Raw genomic sequence first — 23,071 nt, forward strand, 5'->3', positions numbered from 1 at the left:
AAACGGCCAAAACAGGCGATCGCACGTTAGCGACGCTGGTGAGCATGGGTGCGTCGGTGTGAGACGCCGTGACGGCGGATAAAAGCTGGATGATGCCGCCATCTGGGCGATCTGAGCGTAGCACCTCGTTCAAGCCTGGCCGCGCTTATCGAGGAGTTTCAGGTTAATGGCTATCAGCGTTTTCGACTTGTTCAAGATCGGCATCGGGCCCTCCAGCTCTCACACCGTCGGCCCCATGCGCGCTGCGGCGTTGTTCGTTCAAACGTTACGCGAACGTGGCCTGTTGGAACAGGTTCGGCGTGTCGAAGTGCAACTCTACGGTTCCTTGTCGGCCACCGGCATCGGCCATGGCAGCGACACCGCCACCATTATGGGGCTGATGGGCGAGTGGCCGGACGCAATCGACCCGTCCCAGATTGGCGTGCGCATTCACACGCTGCGCGAAACCGAGACCCTGTTGCTCGACGGTCGCTTGCCGGTGCCGTTCATATGGTCACGGGACATGCGTCTGCTCGACGAAAACCTGCCGTTCCATCCCAACGCCATGACCCTGGTGGTGTTCGATGCCGACGGCGAGTTACACCGCGACACCTACTACTCGGTGGGCGGCGGTTTTGTGGTGGATGAAGCCCAGGCCCAGAGCGGCGTGGCGGACATGGACCGCACCGAGCTGCCGTATGACTTTTCCAGCGCCGCAGAACTGTTGCAGCTGTGCAAGACCCACAACCTGCGCGTCGCCGAACTGATGCTGGCCAACGAGAAGGTGTGGCGCTCCGAAGAAGAAATCCGCAGTGGCCTGATGACCCTGTGGCGCGCCATGCAGGCGTGCGTGGAGGAAGGCCTCAAGCATGAAGGCATCCTGCCTGGCGGCTTGAACGTGCGCCGTCGCGCCGCCAAGTTGCACCGCAGTCTGCAGGAATTGAACAAGCCCAATGTGATCGGCTCGACCTTGAGTGCCATGGAGTGGGTGAACCTGTTCGCTCTGGCGGTCAATGAAGAAAACGCCGCCGGTGGGCGCATGGTGACGGCGCCCACCAATGGCGCAGCGGGGATCATTCCGGCAGTGCTGCATTACTTCATGAAGTTCAGTGAAGAGGTGACCGAGGCCAACGTGGTCGACTACCTGCTCGGCGCGGCGGCGGTGGGCATTCTGTGCAAAAAGAACGCCTCGATCTCCGGCGCCGAAGTCGGTTGCCAGGGTGAAGTCGGTTCCGCCTGCGCCATGGCCGCAGCGGGCCTGGCGGAAATTCTCGGCGCCACCCCCGAGCAACTGTGCAACGCTGCGGAAATCGGCCTGGAACATAACCTGGGCCTGACCTGCGACCCGGTGGGCGGCTTGGTGCAAGTGCCGTGTATCGAGCGCAATGCGATTGCGGCGGTCAAGGCGATCAACGCTGCGCAAATGGCCTTGCGTGGCGATGGGCAGCATTTTATTTCCCTGGACCGGGTGATCCGCACCATGCGCGATACCGGTGCGGATATGCATGACAAGTACAAAGAGACGTCGCGGGGCGGGTTGGCGGTGAGTGCGGTTGAGTGCTGAGACCGGGTCACCTGCATCGGCAGACGCAGGTGATCTCAGGCCTTCACATGGCCCAACGGCGCCAACTTCGCCAACCTCAACGCCACCAGCAACGCGCCGGTCAGCAACACCAGGATAAATGCGCCTATCCCGTTCCATCCGGCAAAGTGCCAGAAGAATCCGCCCGCCGTACCGGCAATGCTTGAACCTGCGTAATAGCAAAACAGATACAGCGACGACGCCTGTCCCTTCGCCTTCACCGCACGACGGCCGATCCAGCTGCTGGCCACCGAGTGGGCGCCGAAGAAGCCGAAGGTAAAGATCAACATGCCTGGCACCACCAGCCATAGCGGGGTGAAGAGTGTCAGGGCCATGCCGGCGAGCATCAGCACAATGGTGCCCCACAGCACGCGGCGGCGGCCCAGGCGGTCGGCGAGCGAGCCGATTTTCGCCGAGCTGTAGATGCCCGACAGATACACCAGCGACAGCAGGCCGACCACGGCCTGGCTCAGGTCATACGGATCGGCCAGCAGGCGATAGCCGATGTAGTTGAACAGCGTGACAAACGCGCCCATCAGCAGGAACGCTTCAAGGAACAGCCACGGCAGGCCCGCGTCCTTGAAGTGCATGACAAAGCCGTCCAGCAGATTGCGCGGCTTGAGGCTGCTGGCGCGGAAGTTGCGCGATTCGGGGAGGATTTTCCAGAACACCGTCGCGGCGATCAGCGCCAGGCCGCCGATGATCAGCATTGCGGTGTGCCAACTGACAAAGTCGATCAGCACGCCGATGATCAAGCGCCCGCTCATGCCACCAATCGCATTGCCGCCGATGTACAGGCCCATGGCCAGGCCGATGTGTTGCGGGTGGATCTCTTCGCTCAGGTAGGTCATGGCCACGGCGGCCAGGCCGCTCAAGGACAAGCCCACCAGCGCCCGCATCAGCAGGATGCCTTCCCAGCTCGGCATCAAGCCGCTGGCAATGGTGGCCAGCGCTGCGCAGAACAGCGCGGCGACCATCACCGGCTTGCGCCCCAGCCTGTCGGAAACCGGCCCGGTAATCAGCAGGCCGAAAGCAAGCATCGCCGTGGCGACCGACAGGATCAGGCTGCTTTGCGCGGCATTGATGGAAAACTCGTGGGACAGCGCCGGCATCATCGGCTGCACGCAATACAACAGGGCAAAGGTGGCAAAGCCGCCGGAGAACAGCGCCAATACCGTGCGCATAAACATCGGTGTGCCTTTTTCGATGTACTCGTCGTTGAGCTGCGCGACGACCTCATCCAGGGCAGTGTGCGGGGCTTCTTGAGCGTGTGCAGCAACAGCAGATTTCACGGTGACCTCGGGGAGGAAAGACTGCCACGGCCGGCAATACGAAAAAGAATATAGCTGGCTAATGATTCTTTCCAATATATTGTTCGACCCGTTTGATAGCTTTAGCGACCTAATGAGGTTTGCATGGAATTACGTCACCTGCGGTACTTCATCGCCGTCGCCGAGGAGCTGCATTTTGGCCGCGCCGCGCAAGTGCTGGGCATCTCGCAACCGCCGTTGAGCCAACAAATTCAGGCGTTGGAGCAAGACGTGGGCGCGCGCTTATTTGAGCGCACCAATCGTCGGGTCGAGCTGAGCGAAGCAGGGCGACTGTTTCTGCACGAGGCGCGCCTGGTGCTGGCGCAGGTCGATAAAGCGGCAGACGTCGCGCGACGTGCGCAGCTGGGAGAGCTTGGAGAGCTGAAAATCGGCTTCACGTCGTCGGCGCCGTTCAACGCCAGCATCCCGCAGGCGATCTTTGCGTTTCGCCAGGCGTTTGCGGCGGTGCATTTGAGCCTGCAAGAAATGAGCAGCACCCAGGTGGCTGAATCGTTGCTCGATGAGTCGATCCAGGTCGGGCTCATGCGACCGTTGCCGTTGCCGGATTCCCTCAGTGTGATCGAACTGATGCGCGAGCCGTTGGTGGCGGTATTGAGCGCCGGGCACCCGTTGGCCCAGGGCAGCGAAGGCGGCTTGCACCTGGCGCAATTGGCTGACGAACCCTTTGTATTTTTCCCGCGCAGTTATGGCAGCGGCCTCTACGCACAATTACTCAATCTGGCCCGCGACGCCGGGTTCAGCCCGCACTTTGCCCAGGAAGCAGGCGAGGCGATGACCATCATCGGCCTGGTGGCGGCGGGCTTGGGGGTGTCGGTGCTGCCCGCGTCTTACCAGCGTATCCGCATCGATGGCGTGGTGTACCGCACTTTGCTGGACCCGGAGGCGGTGACGGCGGTGTGGCTGGTGCAGCGCAAGGGCGCGCAGACGCCGATGGCGCAGGCGTTTGTGGAGTTGTTGACGCGTAAGGCGCTGGTGTAGGCCGGGTCACATATCAGGTAACGCAACCGGCTTAGTTATTCGAGGGAAACTTGCGCAGAATCGCTCTTTTTCAGACGAGTGAATATGGATGGCACTTCTCTATCAGCCCAAGGAGGGCAGCGTGTTGATATGTGATTTTCGTGGCTATGAGGTTCCGGAAATCACCAAGATTCGGCCCGTTATTGTGGTACGCAAACATCGGACTAATAAGCTGCTCGTCACGGTGGTCCCTCTGAGTACCACCGCCCCACAGCAGGTGTTGGAGCATCATTTGCAGCTTGATAGCCACCTTCAGGGAGCGAGCCCCATCTGCTGGGCAAAATGCGACATCGTTGCGACAGTTAGCTTGGGCCGACTGGACCGAATCAAAAGTAAAGATCGTCATGGCAAACGAACTTACAAAATCGCAGAACTCACCAGTGACCAATTCTTGGCGATAAAGGCGGCGGTGCGCAGTGCGCTTGGGTTGCGATAAAGTAGGACGGCATTCTGCCACTGATTGCAGGCCGCCTGTTTTCAGGCATACTGGCCGAGTTCCCGAAAGGGGCTTGTGAGACTCTGAGGATCCTGGGCAACCAGCCATCGCAGAGCCAGGCAGGAAGCGGCGATGACAAGCCAACCTGTTTGAGAAGAGGGCGCCGAAAGGCGCCCTTTGTCGTTTCTGGCGTTACTGCATTCCCGCCGAGCGCAACCCGGCCATGATGTCGCGGTCCAGCATGCTGATCCAACGGTTGTAGTTGCGATGGATCTTGCCGTCCTTGTAGCCCAGGTCGCGGCTGTCGCGATAGGTAATGGCGTAGCTGTTGCGGGTGTAGCGAATATCGATGGCCGCATAAAACTGGTTGCGCACGGTGATCTCGGCCTGCACCAGTTGCGGGCTCAGGCGTTGTACCGTCCACTCGCGTTTTTGCAGGGCAGCGACGATCACCTGTTTCATTTTTTCTTCGCTGACCTGGGTCGTGGCCGGCAGTTCGTGCTGGGTGTTGAGTACCGGTTTGTTGGTGCAGCCGGCGGTGGTCAGCAGGGCCAGGGTGATCAGGGTCGCGCGTAGCAGGGAAGACATTCCGTTTTCTCCAAGTGATTTAAAAGTCAGGACCAGCGGCGGAAGATCAACGAGGTGTTGACGCCGCCGAAGGCAAAATTGTTGTTCATCACGTAGTCGTGATGCATCTCGCGAAAGCCACCTTGCAGGTAGTCCAGCTCGCCGCAGTGCGGGTCGACGGCGTCCAGGTTGAAGGTGTGCACGTATTGGTCGCGGTTCATCATCTCGATGCTGAACCATGACTCCAGCGCCCCACACGCGCCCAAGGTGTGGCCAAGGAAACTCTTCTGCGAACTGATGGGCATGCGAGGGCCGAACAGGCTGCTGGTGGCCAGAGTTTCGGCGATGTCGCCCTGGTCGGTGGCGGTGCCGTGGCCGTTCACGTAGCCGATGGCAGACGGTTCAAGCCCGGCATCTTCCAGCGCCAGTTCCATGGCGCGACGCATGGTTTTCTGCTCCGGACGGGTAGTGTGCTGGCCGTCGGCGTTGCTGCCGAAGCCGACCAGTTCAGCATGAATATGCGCACCCCGCGCCAGCGCGTGCTCCAACTCTTCCAGCACCAGCATGCCGCCGCCTTCACCGATCACCAGCCCATCGCGGCCGCTGTCGTAGGGGCGCGGGCTGGTTTGGGGCGCGTCGTTTTTCAGGCTGGTGGCGTAGAGCGCATCGAACACCATGGCCTCGGTGGGGCACAGCTCTTCGGCGCCTCCGGCCAGCATCAAGGGCAGGCGGCCGAACTTGATCGCCTCGTAGGCATAGCCGATGCCCTGGCTGCCGCTGGTGCAGGCGCTGGACGTGGGGATCAAACGGCCGGTCAGGCCGAAAAAGATGCTGATATTCGCCGCCGTGGTGTGCGGCATCATGCGCACGTAGGAGTTGGCATTCAGGCCCTCGGCCACCGAGTTCAGCAGCATGTTGCCGAACGCCTTGATCTCATCGGTGCTGCCGGTGGACGAGCCACACGCCACGCCCATGCGTCCGTCCTTGATCGACGCGTCGCCGAGCAGGCCGGCGTCCTGCAACGCCTGCTCCGCTGCCCACACCGCCAGGCGCGATACACGGCCCATGCTGCGCAGCTGCTTGCGCGTCCAGTGCGCGGGCACGACGAAATCGTCAATCGGCCCGGCCAGGCGCGTGTTCAGTTCGGTGAAACGGTCCCACTCATCCATGCGCCGGATGCCGCTGCGGTTGGCGCGAAAGTTGGCCGCGATGGTGTCCCAATCGCTGCCCAGGGAGGTCATGCCGGCCATGCCGGTGACGACGACGCGCTTCATCAGCACAAGCCCCCGTTCACGGCCAACACCTGGCGCGTGATATAGCCGGCCTCGGCCGACATCAGGAAGTTCACCGCCCCGGCCACTTCTTCCGGGGTGCCCATGCGCTGCGCCGGGATCATCTTCATCAGCTCTTGCACCGGGACGTTTTCATCCAGCATGGCGGTGTCGATCAAGCCCGGTGCGACACAGTTGACGGTGATCTTGCGCTTGCCCAGCTCGATGGCCAGCGCCTTGGCTGCGCCGATCAGGCCCGCTTTGGAAGCGCTGTAGTTGACCTGGCCACGGTTGCCGATCAGCCCGGAAACCGAGGTGATGCACACGATGCGCCCGGCGGCACGCCGACGAATCATCGGCATCATCACCGGGTGCAGCACGTTGTAGAAACCGTCGAGGTTGGTGCGCAGCACCACGTCCCAGTCCTCTTCCGACAGGGCCGGGAAGGCGCCGTCGCGGGTCAGGCCGGCGTTGAGCACCACGCCGTAATAAGCACCGTGCTGCTCCACATCGGCCTCAAGGATTGCCTTGCACGCGGCGCGGTCTGCCACATCGAACTGCAGGACCCGCGCCTGGCGGCCAAGGGCTTGGATCTCGACCTGTACCGCGTCGGCTTCGGCACGCCCGCTGCGGCAGTGCAGCACGATGTCATGCCCGGCCTGGGCCAGGCGCAGGGCAATGGCGCGGCCGATGCCACGGCTGGAGCCGGTGACCAGTACGGATTCAGTCATGGCGTTTCGTCCTTCGTTTCAGCTAAATAGTTGGCCGCCTGGGGCGGTCGAAATACGTTCAAGCGTGCGCTGGCCTGGATTCCATCGCCAGTGAGGTGGCATTCGAACACCCCCATGCCATTGTCGTCTTCCAGAGAGCGCAGGCCGTGGATGTTCAGCTCGGCGCCGGCGGGGAAGTGCTCCACGTTGCACTCGAACTTACGCGTGCCCAACAGGAAACCCAGTTCTACCGCCAGGCCCTGCTGGCGCGCGCGACAACCGGCATAGGCGGCAACGCTTTGCGCCATCAACTCGATACCGACCCAGGCCGGCAGGCTGCCGTCTGCACGGTTGAACAGGCCACCGGGCTTGACGGTGAGGCGGGTATGCACCTGCTCTTCATCGAACGACAGCACCTGGTCGAGCAGGATCATGTCGCCCGCGTGGGGCAGCAGTTCGGCGAGTGGCCAATCGATCATGGGGCCTCTCCAATAATCAGGCTGACGTTGTTGCCGCCGAAGGCAAACGAGTTGCTCATCAGATAGGGTTTTTCCAGGGTGTCGCCCTGTTGCGCCCACTGCAACGCGGGCAGCGCCGGGTCAATGTGGCCGTCCCACACATGGGGCGGGACAAGGCCGTGAGTCAGGCTCAACCAGCAGAACGCCGCTTCCAATGCGCCCGCCGCGCCGAGGGTATGGCCGCTCATGGGTTTGGTCGACGAACAGGCCACGCCGCCCGGAAACAGGCTGGCGACCGCCTGGCTTTCCATGGCGTCGTTGTGTTGGGTGGCGGTGCCGTGCAGGTTCAGGTAACCGATCTGCGCAGGGGTAAGTTTTGCGCTGGCCAGGGCCTTGCGCATCGCCTGCAACGCCCCTTTGCCGCTGGGCTCGGGCGCGGAGATATGGTGCGCGTCGCAACTGGCGCCGCTGCCCAGCAGGGCGACCGGCGCCGCCTCGCGGCTCATCACGAACAACACCGCCGCTTCGCCGATATTGATGCCGTCGCGGTTCACCGAGAACGGATTGCAGCGCTTGGCAGACACCGCTTCCAGCGCGGTGAACCCGTTCAGCGTCAGCCTGCACAGGCTGTCGACGCCGCCGCAGAGCACCGCATCGCACACGCCCAAGTCGAGCAGGCGCTGGGCGCTCATCAACGCGCGGGCGCTGGACGTGCAGGCGGTGGAAATCACATAGGCCGGGCCGCTCAACTGCAGCCAGTCGGCGAGGAAATTCGCCGGAGCGCTGAGTTCCTGCTGCTGGTAGTCGTAGTCGCCAGGGAACGCGTGATCGCGCAGGTAGTGGGCAATGCCGCGACTGGCTTCGTCGATGCCCGAGGTGCTGGTGCCCAGCACAACGCCCACCCGTGAGGCGCCGTAGGTGTCGACCACCTGGCGAATCTGCGCCTCGATCTGCAACGCCGCTTCCAGCAGCAACTGGTTATTGCGGCTGCTCTGCTGGCCCAATTGCGCCGGAATGGTTGCCAGCTCGCCGCGCACCGCCGCGACCGGCACCACGCGCTCCGGCACCCAGCCGTTCTCGGCGCGCATGCCGCTGCAGTCACCGGCAAACAGGCTGCGGCTGACCTCGGCCTGGCCGCGCCCAAGGGCACAGATCACGCCGAGGGCATTGAGGTAAGCGGTCATCGGCCGACTCCCAGCGGAGTAATGCGATAGCTCAACGGTTGGCCCGCCATGTTCACGCTGAACACCTCCGAGGACTGATAGACGATTTGCCAATGGCCCGGCAGCGTTCGCGTGAGGTCCCTGGCCTGGGCCGAAGGATACAGCGCACGCACGTCATCCGCCGAGGCCAGGGCAAACAGCAGCGCGGCGAACAGTTCTCGCGCCTGGGGATTGGGCGGCAGCAAGCCATCGGCCTGCCATTGCCCGTCGATCAGCTTCTGCCGGGCCTGGGGAATGCCCAGCGGATCCATCAACGACCAACGAATCGCCGCGCCTTCACGCTGGATCACCAACAGCCAGTCCTGGCTGCGCTCGCCCTCCAGGCGTTGCACATGCAATTGCATCGGCAAGGCCAGCGCCGGGATTTTCTCGGGTAACGGCGCCTGGCTGGCGCACGCGCTGAGCAGCAACAGGCAACCCATCAACAGCCAGCGCATCATGAGCTCGCGGCCTCTAACGGTTTACGCGCCACACAGTTGACCAGGGTTTCCTCACGCTGGCCCACCGGCGGCGCCTTGCGCAGGCCCCAGCGTTCCAGCAGGCCGAAATCGCTGGAACGGCTCCACCACAAATAGGGATACGAGACGTTCCGCGCGCCGAATTCAAAGCCTTGCTCGCGCAGCATCTGCAGATACTCCTCGGCGCTTTTCTGCACGTGCATTGGGTGGCGGAACAGCCAGCGGATTACCCAGGTGTCGATATAGGCCTCGGTGGACTCGGCAAACAGCAAATAGCCGCCCGGCTTGAGTACCCGATAAAACTCCTTGAGTGCGCGATGTTGCTCGACCAGGTGGTGAAAGGTCTGGTGGCAAAACACGATATCGATGCTGGCGTCGGGGACGTCGAGGGTGGCGCAGTCGCTGGCGATCAGCTCCACGGCCAGGCCCTGGCGAGCGGCTTCTTCGCGGCTCAGGGCCAGGCTGTGAGGGTCGGCATCCAGGCCGATCAGGCGCGAGGGCGCGAAGACCTGCTGCAGCAAGTTGAAGGATTTGCCCTGGCCGCAGCCGGCGTCGAGCAACACCGGCGCCACCGGCAGCGGTTCGCTGAACAGGCTGCGCAGGTCGTTGATCGCCACGCGGAGCACATGGTGCTGCCAGGTGTGGCTGCGCAGGAACCAGAAGCCGAACCGGGTTTCTTCGACGTAGTTCTTACTCAGGTAGTTTTTTTCAACGGCAGGGCTGGTCATACCGTCTCACTCGCGCAGATCTGCGACAACATGCGCAGGCGCCGCTTGGGCTCGCTGACAAACGGATTGCGTTCATCCCAGGCGTAACCGGCGAGAATCGAACTGATCATGCGGCGAATATCCGGCGAACTGCCGGCGTGGAAAATCACATCCTGGAATGTCCCAGCGTACCAGCCCTCGACGTAGCAGCGGAAGGTGTCGACGCCGCGCTTCAACGGTTCGGCAAACTCGGTTTGCCAGTCCACCGTTTCGCCTTGCAGTTGGCGATGCAGCAAGCCGGCGGCCATGCTCGCCGAGCGCATGGCGATGGTCACGCCGGAAGAGAACACCGGGTCGAGAAATTCCGCCGCGTTGCCCAACAGCGCAAAGCCCGGACCGTGCAGGGTTTTGACGTTGGCCGAATAGCCGCCGATGCTGCGCGCCGGGGTGTCCCACACGGCGTTTTGCAGCACGCCGGACAGGCTCGGGGTTTGCTCTATAAACCCGCGCAGGCAGGCGTCGAGGTCGCCGTCATGGCCGTCGAAGTGCTCCTTGGCTGCGACCATGCCCACCGAGCAACGGCCGTTGCTGAACGGGATGGTCCAGAACCAGATATCGCGCTTCTCGGGATGGGTGGTCACCAGAATCTTGGTGCGGTCGAAGCCTGGGTGTTCGATGCGGTCTTCGACGTGGGTGAACACGGCCTGGCGCAGCGGGAAATTTGATGGCGCTTCAAGGTCCAGCAGGCGCGGCAGCACGCGGCCATAGCCGCTGGCATCCAGCACGAATTTGGCCTTGAGGTGGTACTCGCTGCCATTCTCGCGGCGTACGTGCAGGTAACGACACTCGCCGGAAAAGTCCACGCCGACGATGCTTTCGCCGTAGCGGATTTCCACACCCTGCAGTGCCGCCTGATCGGCCAGCAGCTTGTCGAACTCGGCGCGCTGCACCTGGAAGGTCGTCGGCTTGCCGTTGCTGAAGGTGTCACCGAAATCGAACGCGCTGTAGCGCTCGCCCCAGGCGAACGCGGCACCGGTTTTCAGTTGAAAGCCGGCCGCCTGCACGGCGTCGAGCATGCCGGCTTCTTCGATAAAGTCGATGCAGTGCGACAGCAGGCTTTCGCCAATCGAGAAGCGCGGAAAATGCTGGCGCTCGATAATCAATACATCATGCCCTTTGCGCTTGAGCAGCGCGGCCGCGATGGCCCCGGACGGCCCGGCACCGATCACCACCACTTGGCGACGTTCCATTTCAACTGTGGGCACGAAGGCTCCTTGCCGCTTTGGCGATAATCACATTCATAAGGCGTGTTTCTGTTGCCCGGCCCAGGGCGCCAGCATAAAGCTGAATGCCAGGCCGAGGCTGACCGACAGGCCGAAATTGCTCACTGCCGGGGTACTGGAGACGGCCAGCAGGCCGAACGATAACCAAGTGGTTAGCGCGGCCAGTAAGGTTCCCAGCAGGCTCACGGCAGCACCGCCGATCTGCTCGCGCATCAGGATCGCATAATCGACGCTGATGGCCGTGACCAGCAGCAGGCCGAAGAGGCTGAACAGGGTCAGCGGCTGGCCCAGCCAACCAAGGCTGGCCAGGCTGCACAGCGCCGCCAGCAACGGCAGCGCGACGATGCGCAAGGCGCCGATGAAGCCGAAGGGCAGCATCAACAGCACCACGATCAGTACACAGGACAGCAACTTCAACTCGGCGGCGCTGATTTGGGTATCGGCAAACACGCGGTTCAAGTCACCCAGGCGATCCACCAGTTGCACGCCGGGCAAGTCCACGGCCTGCACCCGCAGCAAGGCCGGGTTGTTCAGGCCTTGCAGGCTGACCATCGCCGCCACGCCGCCGTCTACCTCGCCCAGCCACAGCGTACGCCATGGCTCGGCGAGCGGGCCTTTGAGCGCGGCGTCGATGTCTTCGGTGGGCAGCGCCTGCAACTGCGCGACTTCGGCCTGCAGCGCGGCGGCGGGCACGCCGAGGTCCAGCAGCGGTTGCCAATGCTGCGCGAGTGTATCCAGCGCCGCGCGCAGTTGCTGCTGCTCGGCGGGCAGGTTGACCAGCTGATTCAGCGCCAGGTAACCCTGCAGCTTGTCCATGTTCACCAGTTGATCCAGGCGCTGGCCGAGGGCGGCCTGGCGTTCGAGTAACTGCTGCTGAGTGTCGGCGCGCACCAGGAAGAACTGGCTGGTGGGCTGGAACCCGGTGATGCGCGCCACGGCCTGGGCCTCCTGCAACAATTGCGGCGGTGCGCCGATCCACTGGCGGATATCGTTTTTAGTGTTCAACTGCCACAGGCCACCGGCGCAGAACAACAGCACCCACACCAGCAGCACCGAGCCTGGTACGCGCTTGATCAATGCAGCCCGCCATTGCCACAAGCGTTCGGCGATGCGCAGCGGCCATTGCGCCGGGCGCAGTTCCACACCGCTGAGCAGCGCGGGCAACAGGCACACGGCCGAGAGATAGGCGCCGACCAGGCCGGCTGCCGAGAACACCGCGATTTGCGTCAGCGCCGGGAACGGCGTCCAGGCCAGGGCCAGGTAGCCGATGCAACTGGTGGCCAGGCTCAGGCTCAGCCCTGGCAGGGTCAGGCGCAATGCCGGCCAACTGCGCCAGGGTTGCAGGCTCCAGCTTTTGGACAGGTAGTGCAGCGGGTAATCCACCGCCACGCCAATCAGGCTCGAGCCCAGCACCAGAGTCATCACATGCATATGGCCGAACAGCGCCACACAAGCCACGGCGCCAAACAGCATGCCGACCACCACCGGCACAAACGCCAGCAGCACTCGCCAGCGCCGGAACGCCAGCAACAGCAACAGCAGGATGCCCACGGTTGCGCCGCCGCCGACCCAGGTGATTTCCCGCGTGGCTTGCTGCTGCCCATTGGCCGCATAGAGCAAGCCGCTGGCGGCGAGCAGTTGCACACCTTGCTCGCCTGCCTCGGCGCGGCTGGCCTGGAGCAGATCGGCCACTTGCAGCGGCAGTTTCATATCGAACGCATTGCCGGTGGTGCGCGCCCGCAGCAGCACCCAGCTTTTGCCGTCGGCATCGGCGATCAGCGCGCCGCTGCCGATATCCAGCTGTACCGCCCCGTGTTGTGGCTGGCTGTTCTGGACGCGCCCGGTCAGGCCCAGCCAGTCGTCCTGGCTTGGCACCAGGCTGAAGCCGGTGAAGGGGTCGAACAGCGACTGCACACGCTGCTGGATGAAGGCCTCAGGCTGTTCGATCAGTTGCTCGCGGTCCTTGGCCGCCAGCATCGCCAGGCGGCCGCGCAGCAGCTGTTCGCGCAGCGCCGGCAAGTCGGCTTGCAGGTTCCATTGCACCTTTTCAAACAGACCGCTGGCTTGCCAGCGCTCGGCCAGTTGCTGCGCCACGGCCAGCGCTCGTTGGCGGTCGGCATGCCCCACCAGCACCAGCATCTCGCGGTTCAGCGGCTCCTGCATGCGCTGCTCGGCTTGCAGCTCCAAGGCGTCCGGCGTACTGCCGGGCACCAGCTCCATCAGGTTGGCCGACAGCGGCGCACCCTGGCGCCACTGCCAGCCGGCCAGGGCCAATACGGCCACCAGCAGGATCAGGAACAGGCGCGGCAGCAGGCGCTCACTGGGCAAAGTCATGTTGCTCGGCAATGCTCAAAGGTTGGTCGGCGCTGCTGTCCTGCATGCGCAGCAGGGTGCTGTCGCCCTGGGTTTCCAGCAGCTCAATGGTATTCACTAACGCGCCGCCGTCGATATTGATCTGGGTGAACACCTGCTTGAGCAGCAGCGAACGCGGGATCAGCGTCAGCTTCCATTGCTGGGCTTGCCCTTGCAGTTGCAGTTCGAAGTCACGTTGCAAGCCACTGCTGTCGCCCTGCAGCACCGCGAGGAACAGGCGATTCTGCTCGGCGCCGGCGCTCTTGTTGGGCAGCAATTGCCAGCCGTTGGCGTCACGCCGGGCGATGCCCTGGGCGCTGATGCGGTAGTCCTGTTGCAGCGGGGTTTTCAACAGCCACAGCAAGCCGTGGTCCTTGGCCAGCACGAAGGTGCCTTTGCTGACCAGCGGCTGGGGCAGGGCGCGCAGGTGTTTTTCCTGGATGAAGTTGCCGTGGATCACGCTGGGTTTGGCCAGTTGATCGCTGAGTTGCTGCAGGTCGAAGGCGTGGGCGCTGAAGCTCAGCAACAACGCGATCAGTGTGGGAGCGGGCTTGCCCGCGAAGAACCTGAGAGCTCTGCGCAGTGTCAGGCGGATCGCGTTATCGTTGACGTCCATCGGGGGCAAGCCCCCTCCCACATGGGATCTCATTTCAAGGCCCTTTCTACGGCGTCGGTGAATATTTTGGGGGAAGCGAGTTGCATCTCGCGGCTGGCGATCTCTACAGCCACTTGCACGGTGCTGGCGCGGGTCAGGCGTTCGCCGCTGGCGAGGTCGGTGATCAGGTAATTCACCTTCAAGCGATTCTCCCACTCCACCAGGCTGGCGCGCACGTTGAGGGTTTGGCCGAAGGTCGCGCCGCGCACATAGCGCAGCTGCATATCGATGATCGGCCAGGCGTAGCCGGCTTCGAGCATCGCGGTGTAGTTGTGGCCGATCTTGTCCAGCAGCGCGCAGCGCGCCACTTCCAGGTATTTCACGTAATGCCCGTGCCACACCACGTTCATCGAGTCGATATCGAAAAACGGCACGAGGATTTCAGTGTCGCTGTGCAATACGCCGGGACTACGCATGCAGCCTCCAGTGTTGCGCGGCAATGCGTTGCAGGCACAGGCGCAGTTCGCCTTCCAGGGCGCGGTCTTCAATGACCGGCGGGAAGTCCTTGGCCAGCGCGTCATGCATCGCCGCCAGCGCCGGCGGCAACGGCCGGGCATCGTCGGCCTGGGCGCGCAGCCATACCCCTTGGTTGGCGGCGAGCAAGGTGGCGGCGGCGACCTGTTCGGTCAACTCCAGTACGCGGATCGCATCGCGGGCGGCGATGGTGCCCATGCTCACTTTGTCCTGGTTATGGCACTCGGTAGAGCGCGAAAACACGCTGGCCGGCATGGTGTTTTTCAGCGCTTCGGCGGTCCAGGCGCTGGTGCCGATCTGCACGGCCTTGAAGCCATGGTTGATCATTGCGCGGTCGGCCGGCGCGCCCGACAGGTTGCTCGGCAGGCCGTGGTTGTAACGCACGTCCACCAGCAGCGCCAGTTGGCGGTCGAGCAGGTCGGCGACGTTGGCCACCAGGGTCTTGAGGCTGTCCATGGCGAAGGCGATGTGCCCGCCGTAGAAGTGCCCGCCGTGCAGCACGCGTTCGGCTTCGGCATCGATGATCGGGTTGTCATTGGCGCTGTTCAGCTCGATTTCGATAAACGAGCGCAGCCAATTCAAGCTGTCGGCCAGCACGCCGAGCACATGGGGCGCACAGCGCAGCGAGTAGCGATCCTGCAGGCGGTGCAGCGGAGCAGTCGGTGCATCGATGGCCAGGTCCTGGCGCAGCCAGGCGGCGACTTGCATCTGCCCGGGGTGGGGCTTGGCGGCGAACAGGCGTTCGTCGAAGTGTTCCGGGTTGCCTTGCAGCGCTACCACATTGAGCGCGGTGATGCGCGTGGCCAGGTGCAGCAGGTAGTCGGCGCGGGCGAAGGCCAGGCAGGCAATACCCGTCATCACCGCAGTGCCGTTCATCAATGCCAGGGCTTCCTTGGGCCGCAGTACCAACGGCTCCCAGCCGAGTTCGCGGTGCACGTCGGCGGCTTGGCGCCGTTCGCCACGAAACAGCACTTCACGCTCGCCGGACAAGGTCGCCGCCACATACGACAGCGGCGTCAGGTCGCCGCTGGCGCCCACCGAGCCTTCTTCAGGAATCAGCGGCAGCACATCGTGTTCGAGGAAATCCTGCAGGCGCTCCAGCAGTTCCACGCGCACGCCCGACACGCCATGGCACAGCGACTGCAAGCGCGCCGCCAGCACGGCGCGGGTGGCTTGGGCGTCGAGCAACTTGCCCAGGCCGCAACCGTGGAAGGTGTAGAGATGACGCGGCAGCGCTTCGACATGGTGCAACGGCACCGCGACCACGCACGAGTCGCCGTAACCGGTGGTCACGCCGTAGATCACGCCTTCCTTGTCCAGCAGCGAGTCAAGAAACTGCGCGCCCTTGGCGATGCGCTGGCGATACGCGGCATCGTTCTGCAAGCAGGTAGGCACCTGACGGTTGGCCAGGGCCAGTACGTCTTCGATGCGCAGGGGGCGTTCGCCAAAGGTGATCGGCTCAAGAGGCGTCGTCATCGGTCTTCCAGAAAGGGTAAAAGTTGAACCACTGTTGAGGCGCCTGCAGGCAGAACTCGCCCAGGCGTGCGGCGTAGCGCGCGGTCCACAGGGCGATGACCTGCTCGCGGGTGCTGCGCTTCCATTCAATCGATTGGGCGAAGGGCTCGATGGTCAGGCGATAGCGGCCCTGGTGCTTGAGGCACATCAGCAGGTTGACCGGGCATTTGAGCAGACCGGCCAGCAGCCACGGACCTTGGGGGAACGCGGCTGCATGCCCGAGGAAATCCACGCGCACCGTGCGCCCGCCATGCAGCGGGATGCGGTCGCCGGCAATCGCCAGCCATTCGCCGTCGTCCAGGCGCTGGCTGAGCAGCAGCATGGTGGCCGGGTCCAGCTCGCTGACCTGGATCAGGCGCAAATGGGTCGCGCCCGCTTCGCCCAGCAGGCGATTGAAACGCTCGGCATGCTTGGTGTGCACCAGTACATTCATGGTGACGCGTTCGCCGATTTCCGCCAGGGCGCGGCACACTTCCAGGTTGCCCAGGTGCGCGCCCACCAGCATCTGCCCGCGCTCGCCTCGCAATTGGCCGCGTAATTGCGCCGGGTCGTTGATGTCGATCTGTTCCAGGCGCAGCTTGCCGTTCCACACGTCCAGCTTGTCGAGCAGTGAGTCGGCGAAGGCCATGAACTGGGCAAAGACCGTCCTGTGGCTCGGCAGCAGGTCGTCACGCCCGCTCCACTGCGCCAGGCGCTGCTGGTAGTGCCAGGCGCTCTGGCGCGCGGTGCGGCCGAACAGGAAAAAGTACAACACAATGCTGTAGAGCAACGGGCTCAACAGGCGGCGGCCGAGGACTTTTGCCGCGAGCGCCGTGAGTTTCATCAACCAGAAGCTGCCGCGCTCCTCGCGATCGGCCCAGTGTTTGCCGCTGTCGCTCATGCCTGCCACCGGCGCCACAAAATAGCCGGCGCGCGTACCAGCATGCCGAAGAACAGGCGCGTATGCATGGCGCTGATGCGCAGGTTGTCGCGGAACAGGCGGAAGTGCGACAGGCCGTCGGCGGGGTAATGCACCTGGGTCGGCAGCCAGCGCATGGGCTGGTTGCGCCAGGCCAGGCGCACGAGGATGTCCGAGTCGAAATCCATGTGTGTGCCAATGTAGGCCGAGTCCATCAGCGCCAGCGTGGGGGCCAGCGGGTACACGCGAAAGCCGCACATCGAGTCGCGAATCTGCAGCGACAGGGTGTTGATCCACACCCACACGTGGGTCAGGTAGCGTGCGTAGAGGCGGCCTTTGGGCACGCTGTCGTCGTATTCGGGGTAGCCGCAGATGACGGCGTCGGGGTGCCGGCGGGACGTGTCGATAAAGGTCTCGACTTCGCGCAGGTCATGTTGGCCGTCGGCATCCACCTGCAGGGCATGGGTGTAACCCAGCCGCGCGGCTTCGCGAAAGCCCGCCATGACCGCGCCGCCCTTGCCCTGGTTGCGGGGCAGCGTCAGCAGGGTGACGTGTTCCAGCGTCGCCAACTGGGCCAGCACCGCCGCGCAGGCCGCGCTGCTGCCGTCGTCCACCAGCAGGCAGGGCAGGCCACTGTCCAGCAGGCTGTGGACCACGGCGGGCACGGCGGCTTCATGGTTGTAGACCGGGATCAGGGCGCAGGGGTTATGCATGTGCGGCCTCCAGCACTATCCGGCCACTGGAGCAGGCGGCGATGCCATTGCGGTAGGCGAAGTACAACTTGCTGCGTTCGCGGTCAAAGCGCAGGTGCAATTCGATGTGATCGCCGGGGCGCACCAGTTGCTGGAACTTGAGCACTTCCATACCAGCGAACGTCGCTGGCAGGTCGAGCAATTGCTGGCCCAGGTTGAAGGCCCATTCCACCTGCACCACCCCCGGCAGCACCGGCGTCACCGGGAAATGCCCGCTGAAATAGGCCAGGTCCGGCGGAACGCTCAGTTGCAACGTCCATTCGCCGTCGGTTTCGACCTGCGCCAGCACCTCCGGCGCCTTGGGGCGCGGCGCCAGCAACAGCGCCTCGGTATCGGCCTGGGGCAGCTTGCCCTGGCTGTTGAGCGGCAATTGGCGCAGCAAACGCCAGCGGCGCGGCAAGGCCAGGGCTTCGCAATGCTGGCTCAGGTGCTGGCGCAGGGTTTGGGTCAGCGTGCGCCGGCCCTGGTTGCGCAGGGCATGCAAGCCCTCGGCACTCAGCACCACCAGGGCGCCGAGTGAGGCGCGGTTTTCCTGCACCACGCCCAGGCGGGTGTCGGCGACCCATGGATGGTTCATCAAGGCCTGTTCGAGCATCGGCAAGGCGATGCGTTTTTCTTCCAGCTTGACGATGCGGTCCAGGCGCCCGAGCAGTTCGAAGCGGCCATCGGCATGGATGCGCGCGGCGTCGGCGGTCTGTTCGATATGCCCCTCGGGCAGGTAAGGCGAGGCAATGCGCAGGGCACCGTCGGCATCCTGGCTCAGTTGTACATCGGTAAACGGCTGCCACGGTTGGGCACCCTGGCGCCAGGCGATACCGCCGGTTTCCGAGCTGCCGAGGATTTCCGTCGGCCATTGCTGCAAGCGGTCGTAGAGGCTGGCGGCGGCCTCGACAGGCAAGGCACCGCCGGAGGAAAACACCCGGGAGACCTGGCTCAGCGCCGGCCAGTCGAGGTTGTCGCCCATGCGTTTGAGCAGCGCCGGGCTGGCCACCCAGGCGAAGTGCGGATGCTCGCGACTGGCGCGCTGCAGGTCCTCGGGGAATGCCAGCTGCCTGCGCCCAAAGGGGCGCCCGGCGCACAGCGGCCACAGCACGCGAAACAGCAATCCGTAGATATGTTGAGTGGCGACGCTGCCGATGATGCAGGCGTCTTTCAGGTCGGCGCCCCACAGCGCTTCCAGCGCCTGGACCTCATTGGCCAGCTGGCGCAGCGACTTGTCGATGCGTTTGGGTTCACCGCTGGAGCCGGAGGTGCACAGGCTCAGTTGGCAGCTGTCCAGGTCGAGTGCGGCTGGGCTCAGTGGCGTGTGATACAGCGCTTGCAGGTCCGACGCCTGCGTCAGCCAGGCATCCACGGCGGCGTCCCAGCGTTGGCGGGTCTGGGGTTGCAGGTCGGCCGGCAGCAGCACGCTGACCCCGGCACGCCAGGCGCCGAGCAGGGCAATCGCCAGCATGCCCGCGTCTTCCAGGTGCACCGCCAGGCGTTGTATGCCACGCGCTTGCAGGCCTGCCGCCAGGCGCAGGGATTGTTCCACCAGTTGAGCATGATTCAGCGCAGGCTCAATAGCGACCTGGCGGTGTTCCTGCGGCTCGAGCAGCAGATGCTCAAGTTTCAAACCTTTCATACGCGGCCTCGAACCCTTTGTCGTACCAGCCATTCCACGGCAAACAACAGCCCCATCAGCCCGTAGGCGATCAAGCCGTTGTACAACGTCCACCAGCTCAGCGGCGCCCACAGGGTGAGGGCGGCGGCGAGCAGGCCATTACCCAGGAAAAACACACTCCACACGACGGTGACCCGACGCGTATACACAATCGCATGCGGCGGCAACTGCGGGTCGCTCATGCGCGCCAGGCGCTCGACCATCGGCGGCCCGTATTTAAGGCTCAGGCCGAACAGTGCCAGCATGAACGCGCTGACCAGGCTGGGGTACCAGCGTAGCCACTGCGGGTTGTCGAACCAGGCCAAAGCCAGGCAAAACACAATCACCACCACCGCCATCCAGCGACTGCCGGGGCGTCGTGCCGCAGTGAACGCGCGCAGCAGCCACAGGCTGCCCAGCAGCAGGCCGAATTGCCATGGCGCAAAATGCTCGGTGCCGTAATACACCGCAAAGGGGTACAGCAGCCCCGCCAGCAACAGGCCAAGGCCGATCAGCCGGCTCATGCGGCGGGCTGGACCAGACGGTACACCGCCTCAACCACGTCATTCACAGTGCGCACTGCCTTGAATTCTTCGGCGGCGATCTTCTTGCCGGTCTGGCGCTTGATATGGTCGATCAGGTCCACCGCATCGATGCTGTCGATTTCCAGGTCCTGGTACAGGTTGGCATCGAGGGTGACGCGTTCAGGTTCCAGTTCAAACAGTTCCACCAAGGCGTCGCGCAGGGTGTTGAAAATATCGTCACGAGTTTGCATGGTCCGGTCTCAAGCTGCCTGTCTGGCCGTGACGAATGCCGCAAGGCTGGCCACGTTGGTGAAGTGATTGCGCGTGTCCTTGGCGTCGGCGTCGATCTTGATGCCGTACGTTTTCTGGATGGCCAGGCCCAGTTCCAGGGCGTCGACCGAATCCAGGCCCAGGCCTTCGCCGAACAGCGTCTGCTCGCTGCCGATGTCGTCGGCACTGATGTCCTCCAGGCCCAGGGCCTCGATGATCAGCGTCTTTATGTCGTGCTCAAGGCTAAGGCGGTGTTGGTCGCTCATCTTCGGCGAGCTCCTTAATGAAATAGTGATGCAGGTAATCGTTGAGCTTGCGTGACGCCTGGGGCGCGGGGCCCAGTGCGGCGAACGCCTGTGGTTCTATATCGGCACCCACGCGCAAACTGAAGTGGAATCGGCATCTGGGAATGCGATACCAGGGCTCGGCCTTGGTCAGGGTGGTGGGGCTGACCTTGATCACCACCGGGGTGATGATTGTCGCACCGCGCAGCGCAATGGCCGCGCCGCCGCGATGAAAGGCAGGCGCGCTGCCTGGCGTGGTGCGGGTGCCCTCGGGAAAGATGATCAGGGTCTGGCCGGCGCGCAGGGCGTCGGCCGCCGCGTCCAGCATGTCGGCGCTGCCGTCGTTGCTGATATAGCCGGCGTCGCGCACCGGGCCACGGGTGAACGGGTTCTGGAACAGGCTCCGCTTGACCACGCAATTGGTCTGGCGCATCAGGCCGATCAGGAACACGACGTCGATCAGCGACGGGTGGTTGGCGACGATCATCTGGCCGGGGCGGCCGAGTTTGTCCGCACCCTCGACGCTGTAGGTGAGGATGCCTAGAAACTTCATCATCCGGATAAAAAACCAGAACAGGCAACTGATGGTGTGACGTGCGCGTCGTTGATGCTGCCTGGCGTCGCCCGGCAGGCAACTGAGCAGCGGGAATACCAGCAAGCGCAGGCACAGCCCGCCGACACCGAACATAAAGAAGCTGGTGGCGGTGGCGAACAGGCGCCAGTAATAGGCCTGCCGTGGTTTGTCGGTCAGGATTTGCGTCGCCAGTTCCATACTCGGTTCTTCCAGGCATGTTGGCAGGCGCCCTGTTCGGTCAGCAGGGTGCGCAGCAGGTTCAGGGCGTGGGGCCACTGGGTTTGAGTGAGTTGGACCGCGCTGCTGTTTAGTTCCAGTTGCCACTCGTCGCCGGGCGTGAGCAAAAGACCGAGCGCGTAGGGGAAGGGCACGTCGGCGATCCAGCTGGCATACGCCTCGGGCGGTTGCTCTTCGGTAATCACCAGCAATACCGCCGGGGCGCCTTCGTTGAGCAACGCGGCGGCTTCGAGCAGGCCGTGTTCGAGGCCATCGCCGGCGGCGGCGAGGGCGGTCATTTCGCTGGTTTCATTGCGCAGGATCGACCACAGGCCAATCACCGCGTTGTGCACTGACAGGCTGAACTGGGTCGGCGACAGCGGCTGCTCATTGGCCAGGTCACTGAGGATGTCGAGGGTGCGCGGGGTCTCGCCGTGGCGCGAGACAAACACCAGCGGCAGCGCTTCACGGCCTTCGGCCAGCGGCCAGCCCACACTGAATGCCATGCGCGCCAGACGGCTCAAGCGTCGGCGTTGCATGGCTGGCAAAAATGACACATCCGGAGAGGAATCGCTGGCGGGCAGCAACACCGGGTCCCGGCACCAGGCCTGCCAGTCGTCCGCACGCTCCAGGCCAGGGGCCCAGGCGCGCCATTGGGCGATGTTGAAGTTGATCACTGAGAAGTTATCCCGCCCCTGCGGGCTTCCATGTGCGGCCAATGGCCCCGGATTCCGGGACAGAGGGCAATGGCCGAATGGCGCGCATTATCCCGGTGCCGTGGGCTTCTAGCAAATATTGGTAAAAATTTGTTCACGACGGATCACAAATAAATTGGACGGATTCACAAATTGTGCGCGATAGAGGGCCGAACTGGATTGTCGGAGCGTTCCCATTCATTTGTGGGCCAGACACAGCGTATGGATGAACGAGGTAGCTAACCGGCGCTTTTGCGCTCTACACTCGGTCATTCATTGATACACGGAGGTTTTCCCATGCGGCGCGTGGTGTTCAATCAGAAAGGCGGCGTGGGCAAGTCCAGCATCGCCTGCAACCTGGCGGCGGTCAGCGCCAGCGAAGGTTATCGAACCCTGTTGGTGGACCTCGATGCACAGGCCAACTCCACCCAGTACCTTACGGGGCTGACCGGCAACGACATCCCCATGGGGATCGCCGACTTTTTCAAGCAAACCCTGTCTTCCGGGCCGTTTTCGAAGAAAAACAAGGTAGATATCTACGAAACGCCGTTCGATAACCTGCACGTCATCACCGCCACTCCGGAACTGGCAGACCTGCAGCCCAAGCTCGAGGCCAAGCACAAGATCAATAAGCTGCGAAAGCTGTTGGACGAGTTGAGCGAGGATTACGACCGTATTTACCTGGATACGCCGCCGGCGTTGAATTTCTATGCGGTGTCGGCGCTGATTGCCGCTGATCGTGTGCTCATTCCCTTTGATTGCGACAGCTTCTCGCGCCAGGCCTTGTATGGCCTGTTGGCTGAAATCGAAGAATTGAAGGAAGACCACAACGAAGGCCTGGAAGTCGAAGGCATTGTGGTCAACCAGTTCCAGGCCCGGGCGAGCCTGCCGCAGCAGATCCTCAATGAACTGATTGCCGAAGGCTTGCCGGTATTGCCGGTGTACCTGGCCAGCTCCGTGCGCATGCGCGAGTCGCACCAGGAGAGCAAGCCGCTGATTCATCTGGACCCACGGCATAAGCTGACGCTGCAGTTTGTGGAACTGCATAACCTGCTGGAAAGCGCCTGATCTCAAACACTACACAGAGCCAATGTGGGAGGGGGCTTGCTCCCGATGGCGGTGTGTCAGGCACTTAAGTGTCACTGACCCACCGCTATCGGGAGCAAGCCCCCTCCCACATTTGGATAGCGATCGAGCA

The 23,071-nt window shown here is 63.4% G+C and carries 25 protein-coding genes; 4 read left to right on the forward strand and 21 right to left on the reverse strand.

The window, feature by feature from the left end:
* The first annotated feature begins 166 nt into the window (after nt 1-166).
* On the forward strand, nt 167-1,543 hold the full coding sequence (locus C4J92_RS02365; RefSeq protein WP_124402825.1) for an L-serine ammonia-lyase: 1,377 nt from the start codon (nt 167-169) through the stop codon (nt 1,541-1,543).
* Nucleotides 1,544-1,578: 35 nt separating this feature from the next.
* Here C4J92_RS02365 and C4J92_RS02370 read toward each other — a convergent pair whose 3' ends face one another.
* Complete coding sequence (locus tag C4J92_RS02370; RefSeq protein WP_372238386.1) at nt 1,579-2,805, reverse strand: MFS transporter; 1,227 nt, start codon at nt 2,803-2,805, stop codon at nt 1,579-1,581.
* Between the two features lie 171 nt (nt 2,806-2,976).
* On the opposite strand from C4J92_RS02370, the gene C4J92_RS02375 reads away from it, so the two are divergent.
* Together C4J92_RS02375 and C4J92_RS02380 are read left to right on the forward strand one after the other, a co-directional pair.
* Nucleotides 2,977-3,870, forward strand: a complete 894-nt coding sequence (locus C4J92_RS02375; RefSeq protein ID WP_124402827.1) for a LysR family transcriptional regulator — start codon at nt 2,977-2,979, stop codon at nt 3,868-3,870.
* An 88-nt stretch (nt 3,871-3,958) separates the two neighbouring features.
* A complete protein-coding gene (locus tag C4J92_RS02380; RefSeq protein ID WP_124402828.1) occupies nt 3,959-4,345 on the forward strand; it encodes a type II toxin-antitoxin system PemK/MazF family toxin in 387 nt (128 codons plus the stop codon).
* A 192-nt stretch (nt 4,346-4,537) separates the two neighbouring features.
* Here the strand turns inward: C4J92_RS02380 and C4J92_RS02385 are convergent, their stop codons facing one another.
* The 20 genes from C4J92_RS02385 to C4J92_RS02480 are packed head-to-tail and all read right to left on the reverse strand — an operon-like array spanning nt 4,538 to nt 21,855.
* Complete coding sequence (locus tag C4J92_RS02385) at nt 4,538-4,933, reverse strand: hypothetical protein (protein WP_124360929.1); 396 nt, start codon at nt 4,931-4,933, stop codon at nt 4,538-4,540.
* Nucleotides 4,934-4,959: 26 nt separating this feature from the next.
* A complete protein-coding gene (locus C4J92_RS02390; RefSeq protein WP_124402829.1) occupies nt 4,960-6,186 on the reverse strand; it encodes a beta-ketoacyl-ACP synthase in 1,227 nt (408 codons plus the stop codon).
* A complete protein-coding gene (fabG, locus tag C4J92_RS02395) occupies nt 6,186-6,914 on the reverse strand; it encodes a 3-oxoacyl-ACP reductase FabG (protein ID WP_124369317.1) in 729 nt (242 codons plus the stop codon). The genes C4J92_RS02390 and fabG overlap by 1 nt, the downstream gene beginning before the upstream one ends.
* The gene (locus C4J92_RS02400; protein WP_124369318.1) at nt 6,911-7,372 is read right to left on the reverse strand and encodes a hotdog family protein; all 462 of its coding nucleotides are present in this window, start codon (nt 7,370-7,372) and stop codon (nt 6,911-6,913) included. The genes fabG and C4J92_RS02400 overlap by 4 nt, the downstream gene beginning before the upstream one ends.
* The gene (locus C4J92_RS02405) at nt 7,369-8,535 is read right to left on the reverse strand and encodes a beta-ketoacyl-[acyl-carrier-protein] synthase family protein (RefSeq protein WP_124402830.1); all 1,167 of its coding nucleotides are present in this window, start codon (nt 8,533-8,535) and stop codon (nt 7,369-7,371) included. The genes C4J92_RS02400 and C4J92_RS02405 overlap by 4 nt, the downstream gene beginning before the upstream one ends.
* The gene (locus C4J92_RS02410) at nt 8,532-9,014 is read right to left on the reverse strand and encodes a hypothetical protein (RefSeq protein ID WP_124402831.1); all 483 of its coding nucleotides are present in this window, start codon (nt 9,012-9,014) and stop codon (nt 8,532-8,534) included. Before C4J92_RS02410 ends, C4J92_RS02405 begins: the two co-directional genes overlap by 4 nt.
* Nucleotides 9,011-9,760, reverse strand: a complete 750-nt coding sequence (locus C4J92_RS02415) for a class I SAM-dependent methyltransferase (RefSeq protein ID WP_124402832.1) — start codon at nt 9,758-9,760, stop codon at nt 9,011-9,013. Before C4J92_RS02415 ends, C4J92_RS02410 begins: the two co-directional genes overlap by 4 nt.
* A complete protein-coding gene (locus tag C4J92_RS02420; protein ID WP_124402833.1) occupies nt 9,757-11,004 on the reverse strand; it encodes an NAD(P)/FAD-dependent oxidoreductase in 1,248 nt (415 codons plus the stop codon). Before C4J92_RS02420 ends, C4J92_RS02415 begins: the two co-directional genes overlap by 4 nt.
* Nucleotides 11,005-11,037: 33 nt before the next feature.
* Nucleotides 11,038-13,356, reverse strand: coding sequence for an MMPL family transporter (locus C4J92_RS02425; RefSeq protein ID WP_124402834.1), 2,319 nt, complete (start codon nt 13,354-13,356; stop codon nt 11,038-11,040).
* A complete protein-coding gene (locus tag C4J92_RS02430; protein WP_124402835.1) occupies nt 13,340-13,990 on the reverse strand; it encodes an outer membrane lipoprotein carrier protein LolA in 651 nt (216 codons plus the stop codon). Before C4J92_RS02430 ends, C4J92_RS02425 begins: the two co-directional genes overlap by 17 nt.
* A gap of 29 nt (nt 13,991-14,019) precedes the next feature.
* Nucleotides 14,020-14,445: a thioesterase family protein gene (locus C4J92_RS02435; RefSeq protein ID WP_124402836.1), complete on the reverse strand. Its 426-nt coding sequence runs from the start codon at nt 14,443-14,445 to the stop codon at nt 14,020-14,022.
* Nucleotides 14,438-15,979: a histidine ammonia-lyase gene (hutH, locus tag C4J92_RS02440; RefSeq protein WP_124402837.1), complete on the reverse strand. Its 1,542-nt coding sequence runs from the start codon at nt 15,977-15,979 to the stop codon at nt 14,438-14,440. Before hutH ends, C4J92_RS02435 begins: the two co-directional genes overlap by 8 nt.
* Entirely contained in the window at nt 15,963-16,898 is a 936-nt protein-coding gene (locus C4J92_RS02445) for a glycosyl transferase (RefSeq protein ID WP_124402838.1), read from the reverse strand. Before C4J92_RS02445 ends, hutH begins: the two co-directional genes overlap by 17 nt.
* Nucleotides 16,895-17,629 carry a glycosyltransferase family 2 protein gene (locus C4J92_RS02450; protein WP_124369328.1) on the reverse strand — a complete coding sequence of 245 codons (735 nt, stop codon included), beginning with the start codon at nt 17,627-17,629 and terminating at the stop codon, nt 16,895-16,897. Before C4J92_RS02450 ends, C4J92_RS02445 begins: the two co-directional genes overlap by 4 nt.
* Complete coding sequence (locus C4J92_RS02455; protein ID WP_124402839.1) at nt 17,622-19,292, reverse strand: acyl-CoA synthetase family protein; 1,671 nt, start codon at nt 19,290-19,292, stop codon at nt 17,622-17,624. Before C4J92_RS02455 ends, C4J92_RS02450 begins: the two co-directional genes overlap by 8 nt.
* The gene (locus tag C4J92_RS02460) at nt 19,289-19,834 is read right to left on the reverse strand and encodes a hypothetical protein (protein ID WP_124402840.1); all 546 of its coding nucleotides are present in this window, start codon (nt 19,832-19,834) and stop codon (nt 19,289-19,291) included. The genes C4J92_RS02455 and C4J92_RS02460 overlap by 4 nt, the downstream gene beginning before the upstream one ends.
* Entirely contained in the window at nt 19,831-20,085 is a 255-nt protein-coding gene (locus C4J92_RS02465) for an acyl carrier protein (protein ID WP_003209389.1), read from the reverse strand. Before C4J92_RS02465 ends, C4J92_RS02460 begins: the two co-directional genes overlap by 4 nt.
* Nucleotides 20,086-20,094: 9 nt before the next feature.
* Nucleotides 20,095-20,370, reverse strand: a complete 276-nt coding sequence (locus C4J92_RS02470; protein WP_124360945.1) for a phosphopantetheine-binding protein — start codon at nt 20,368-20,370, stop codon at nt 20,095-20,097.
* Nucleotides 20,348-21,160: a 1-acyl-sn-glycerol-3-phosphate acyltransferase gene (locus tag C4J92_RS02475; protein WP_124402841.1), complete on the reverse strand. Its 813-nt coding sequence runs from the start codon at nt 21,158-21,160 to the stop codon at nt 20,348-20,350. The genes C4J92_RS02470 and C4J92_RS02475 overlap by 23 nt, the downstream gene beginning before the upstream one ends.
* Entirely contained in the window at nt 21,136-21,855 is a 720-nt protein-coding gene (locus C4J92_RS02480) for a beta-ketoacyl synthase chain length factor (protein WP_124402842.1), read from the reverse strand. The genes C4J92_RS02475 and C4J92_RS02480 overlap by 25 nt, the downstream gene beginning before the upstream one ends.
* Nucleotides 21,856-22,170: 315 nt before the next feature.
* Here C4J92_RS02480 and C4J92_RS02485 point away from each other — a divergent pair, with 315 nt between their 5' ends.
* Entirely contained in the window at nt 22,171-22,941 is a 771-nt protein-coding gene (locus tag C4J92_RS02485; protein ID WP_124402843.1) for a ParA family protein, read from the forward strand.
* The last annotated feature ends 130 nt before the right edge of the window (nt 22,942-23,071 follow it).

It is taken from the genome of Pseudomonas sp. R3-18-08, from assembly GCF_003852065.1.
In the GTDB taxonomy this organism is placed as follows: Bacteria; Pseudomonadota; Gammaproteobacteria; order Pseudomonadales; family Pseudomonadaceae; genus Aquipseudomonas.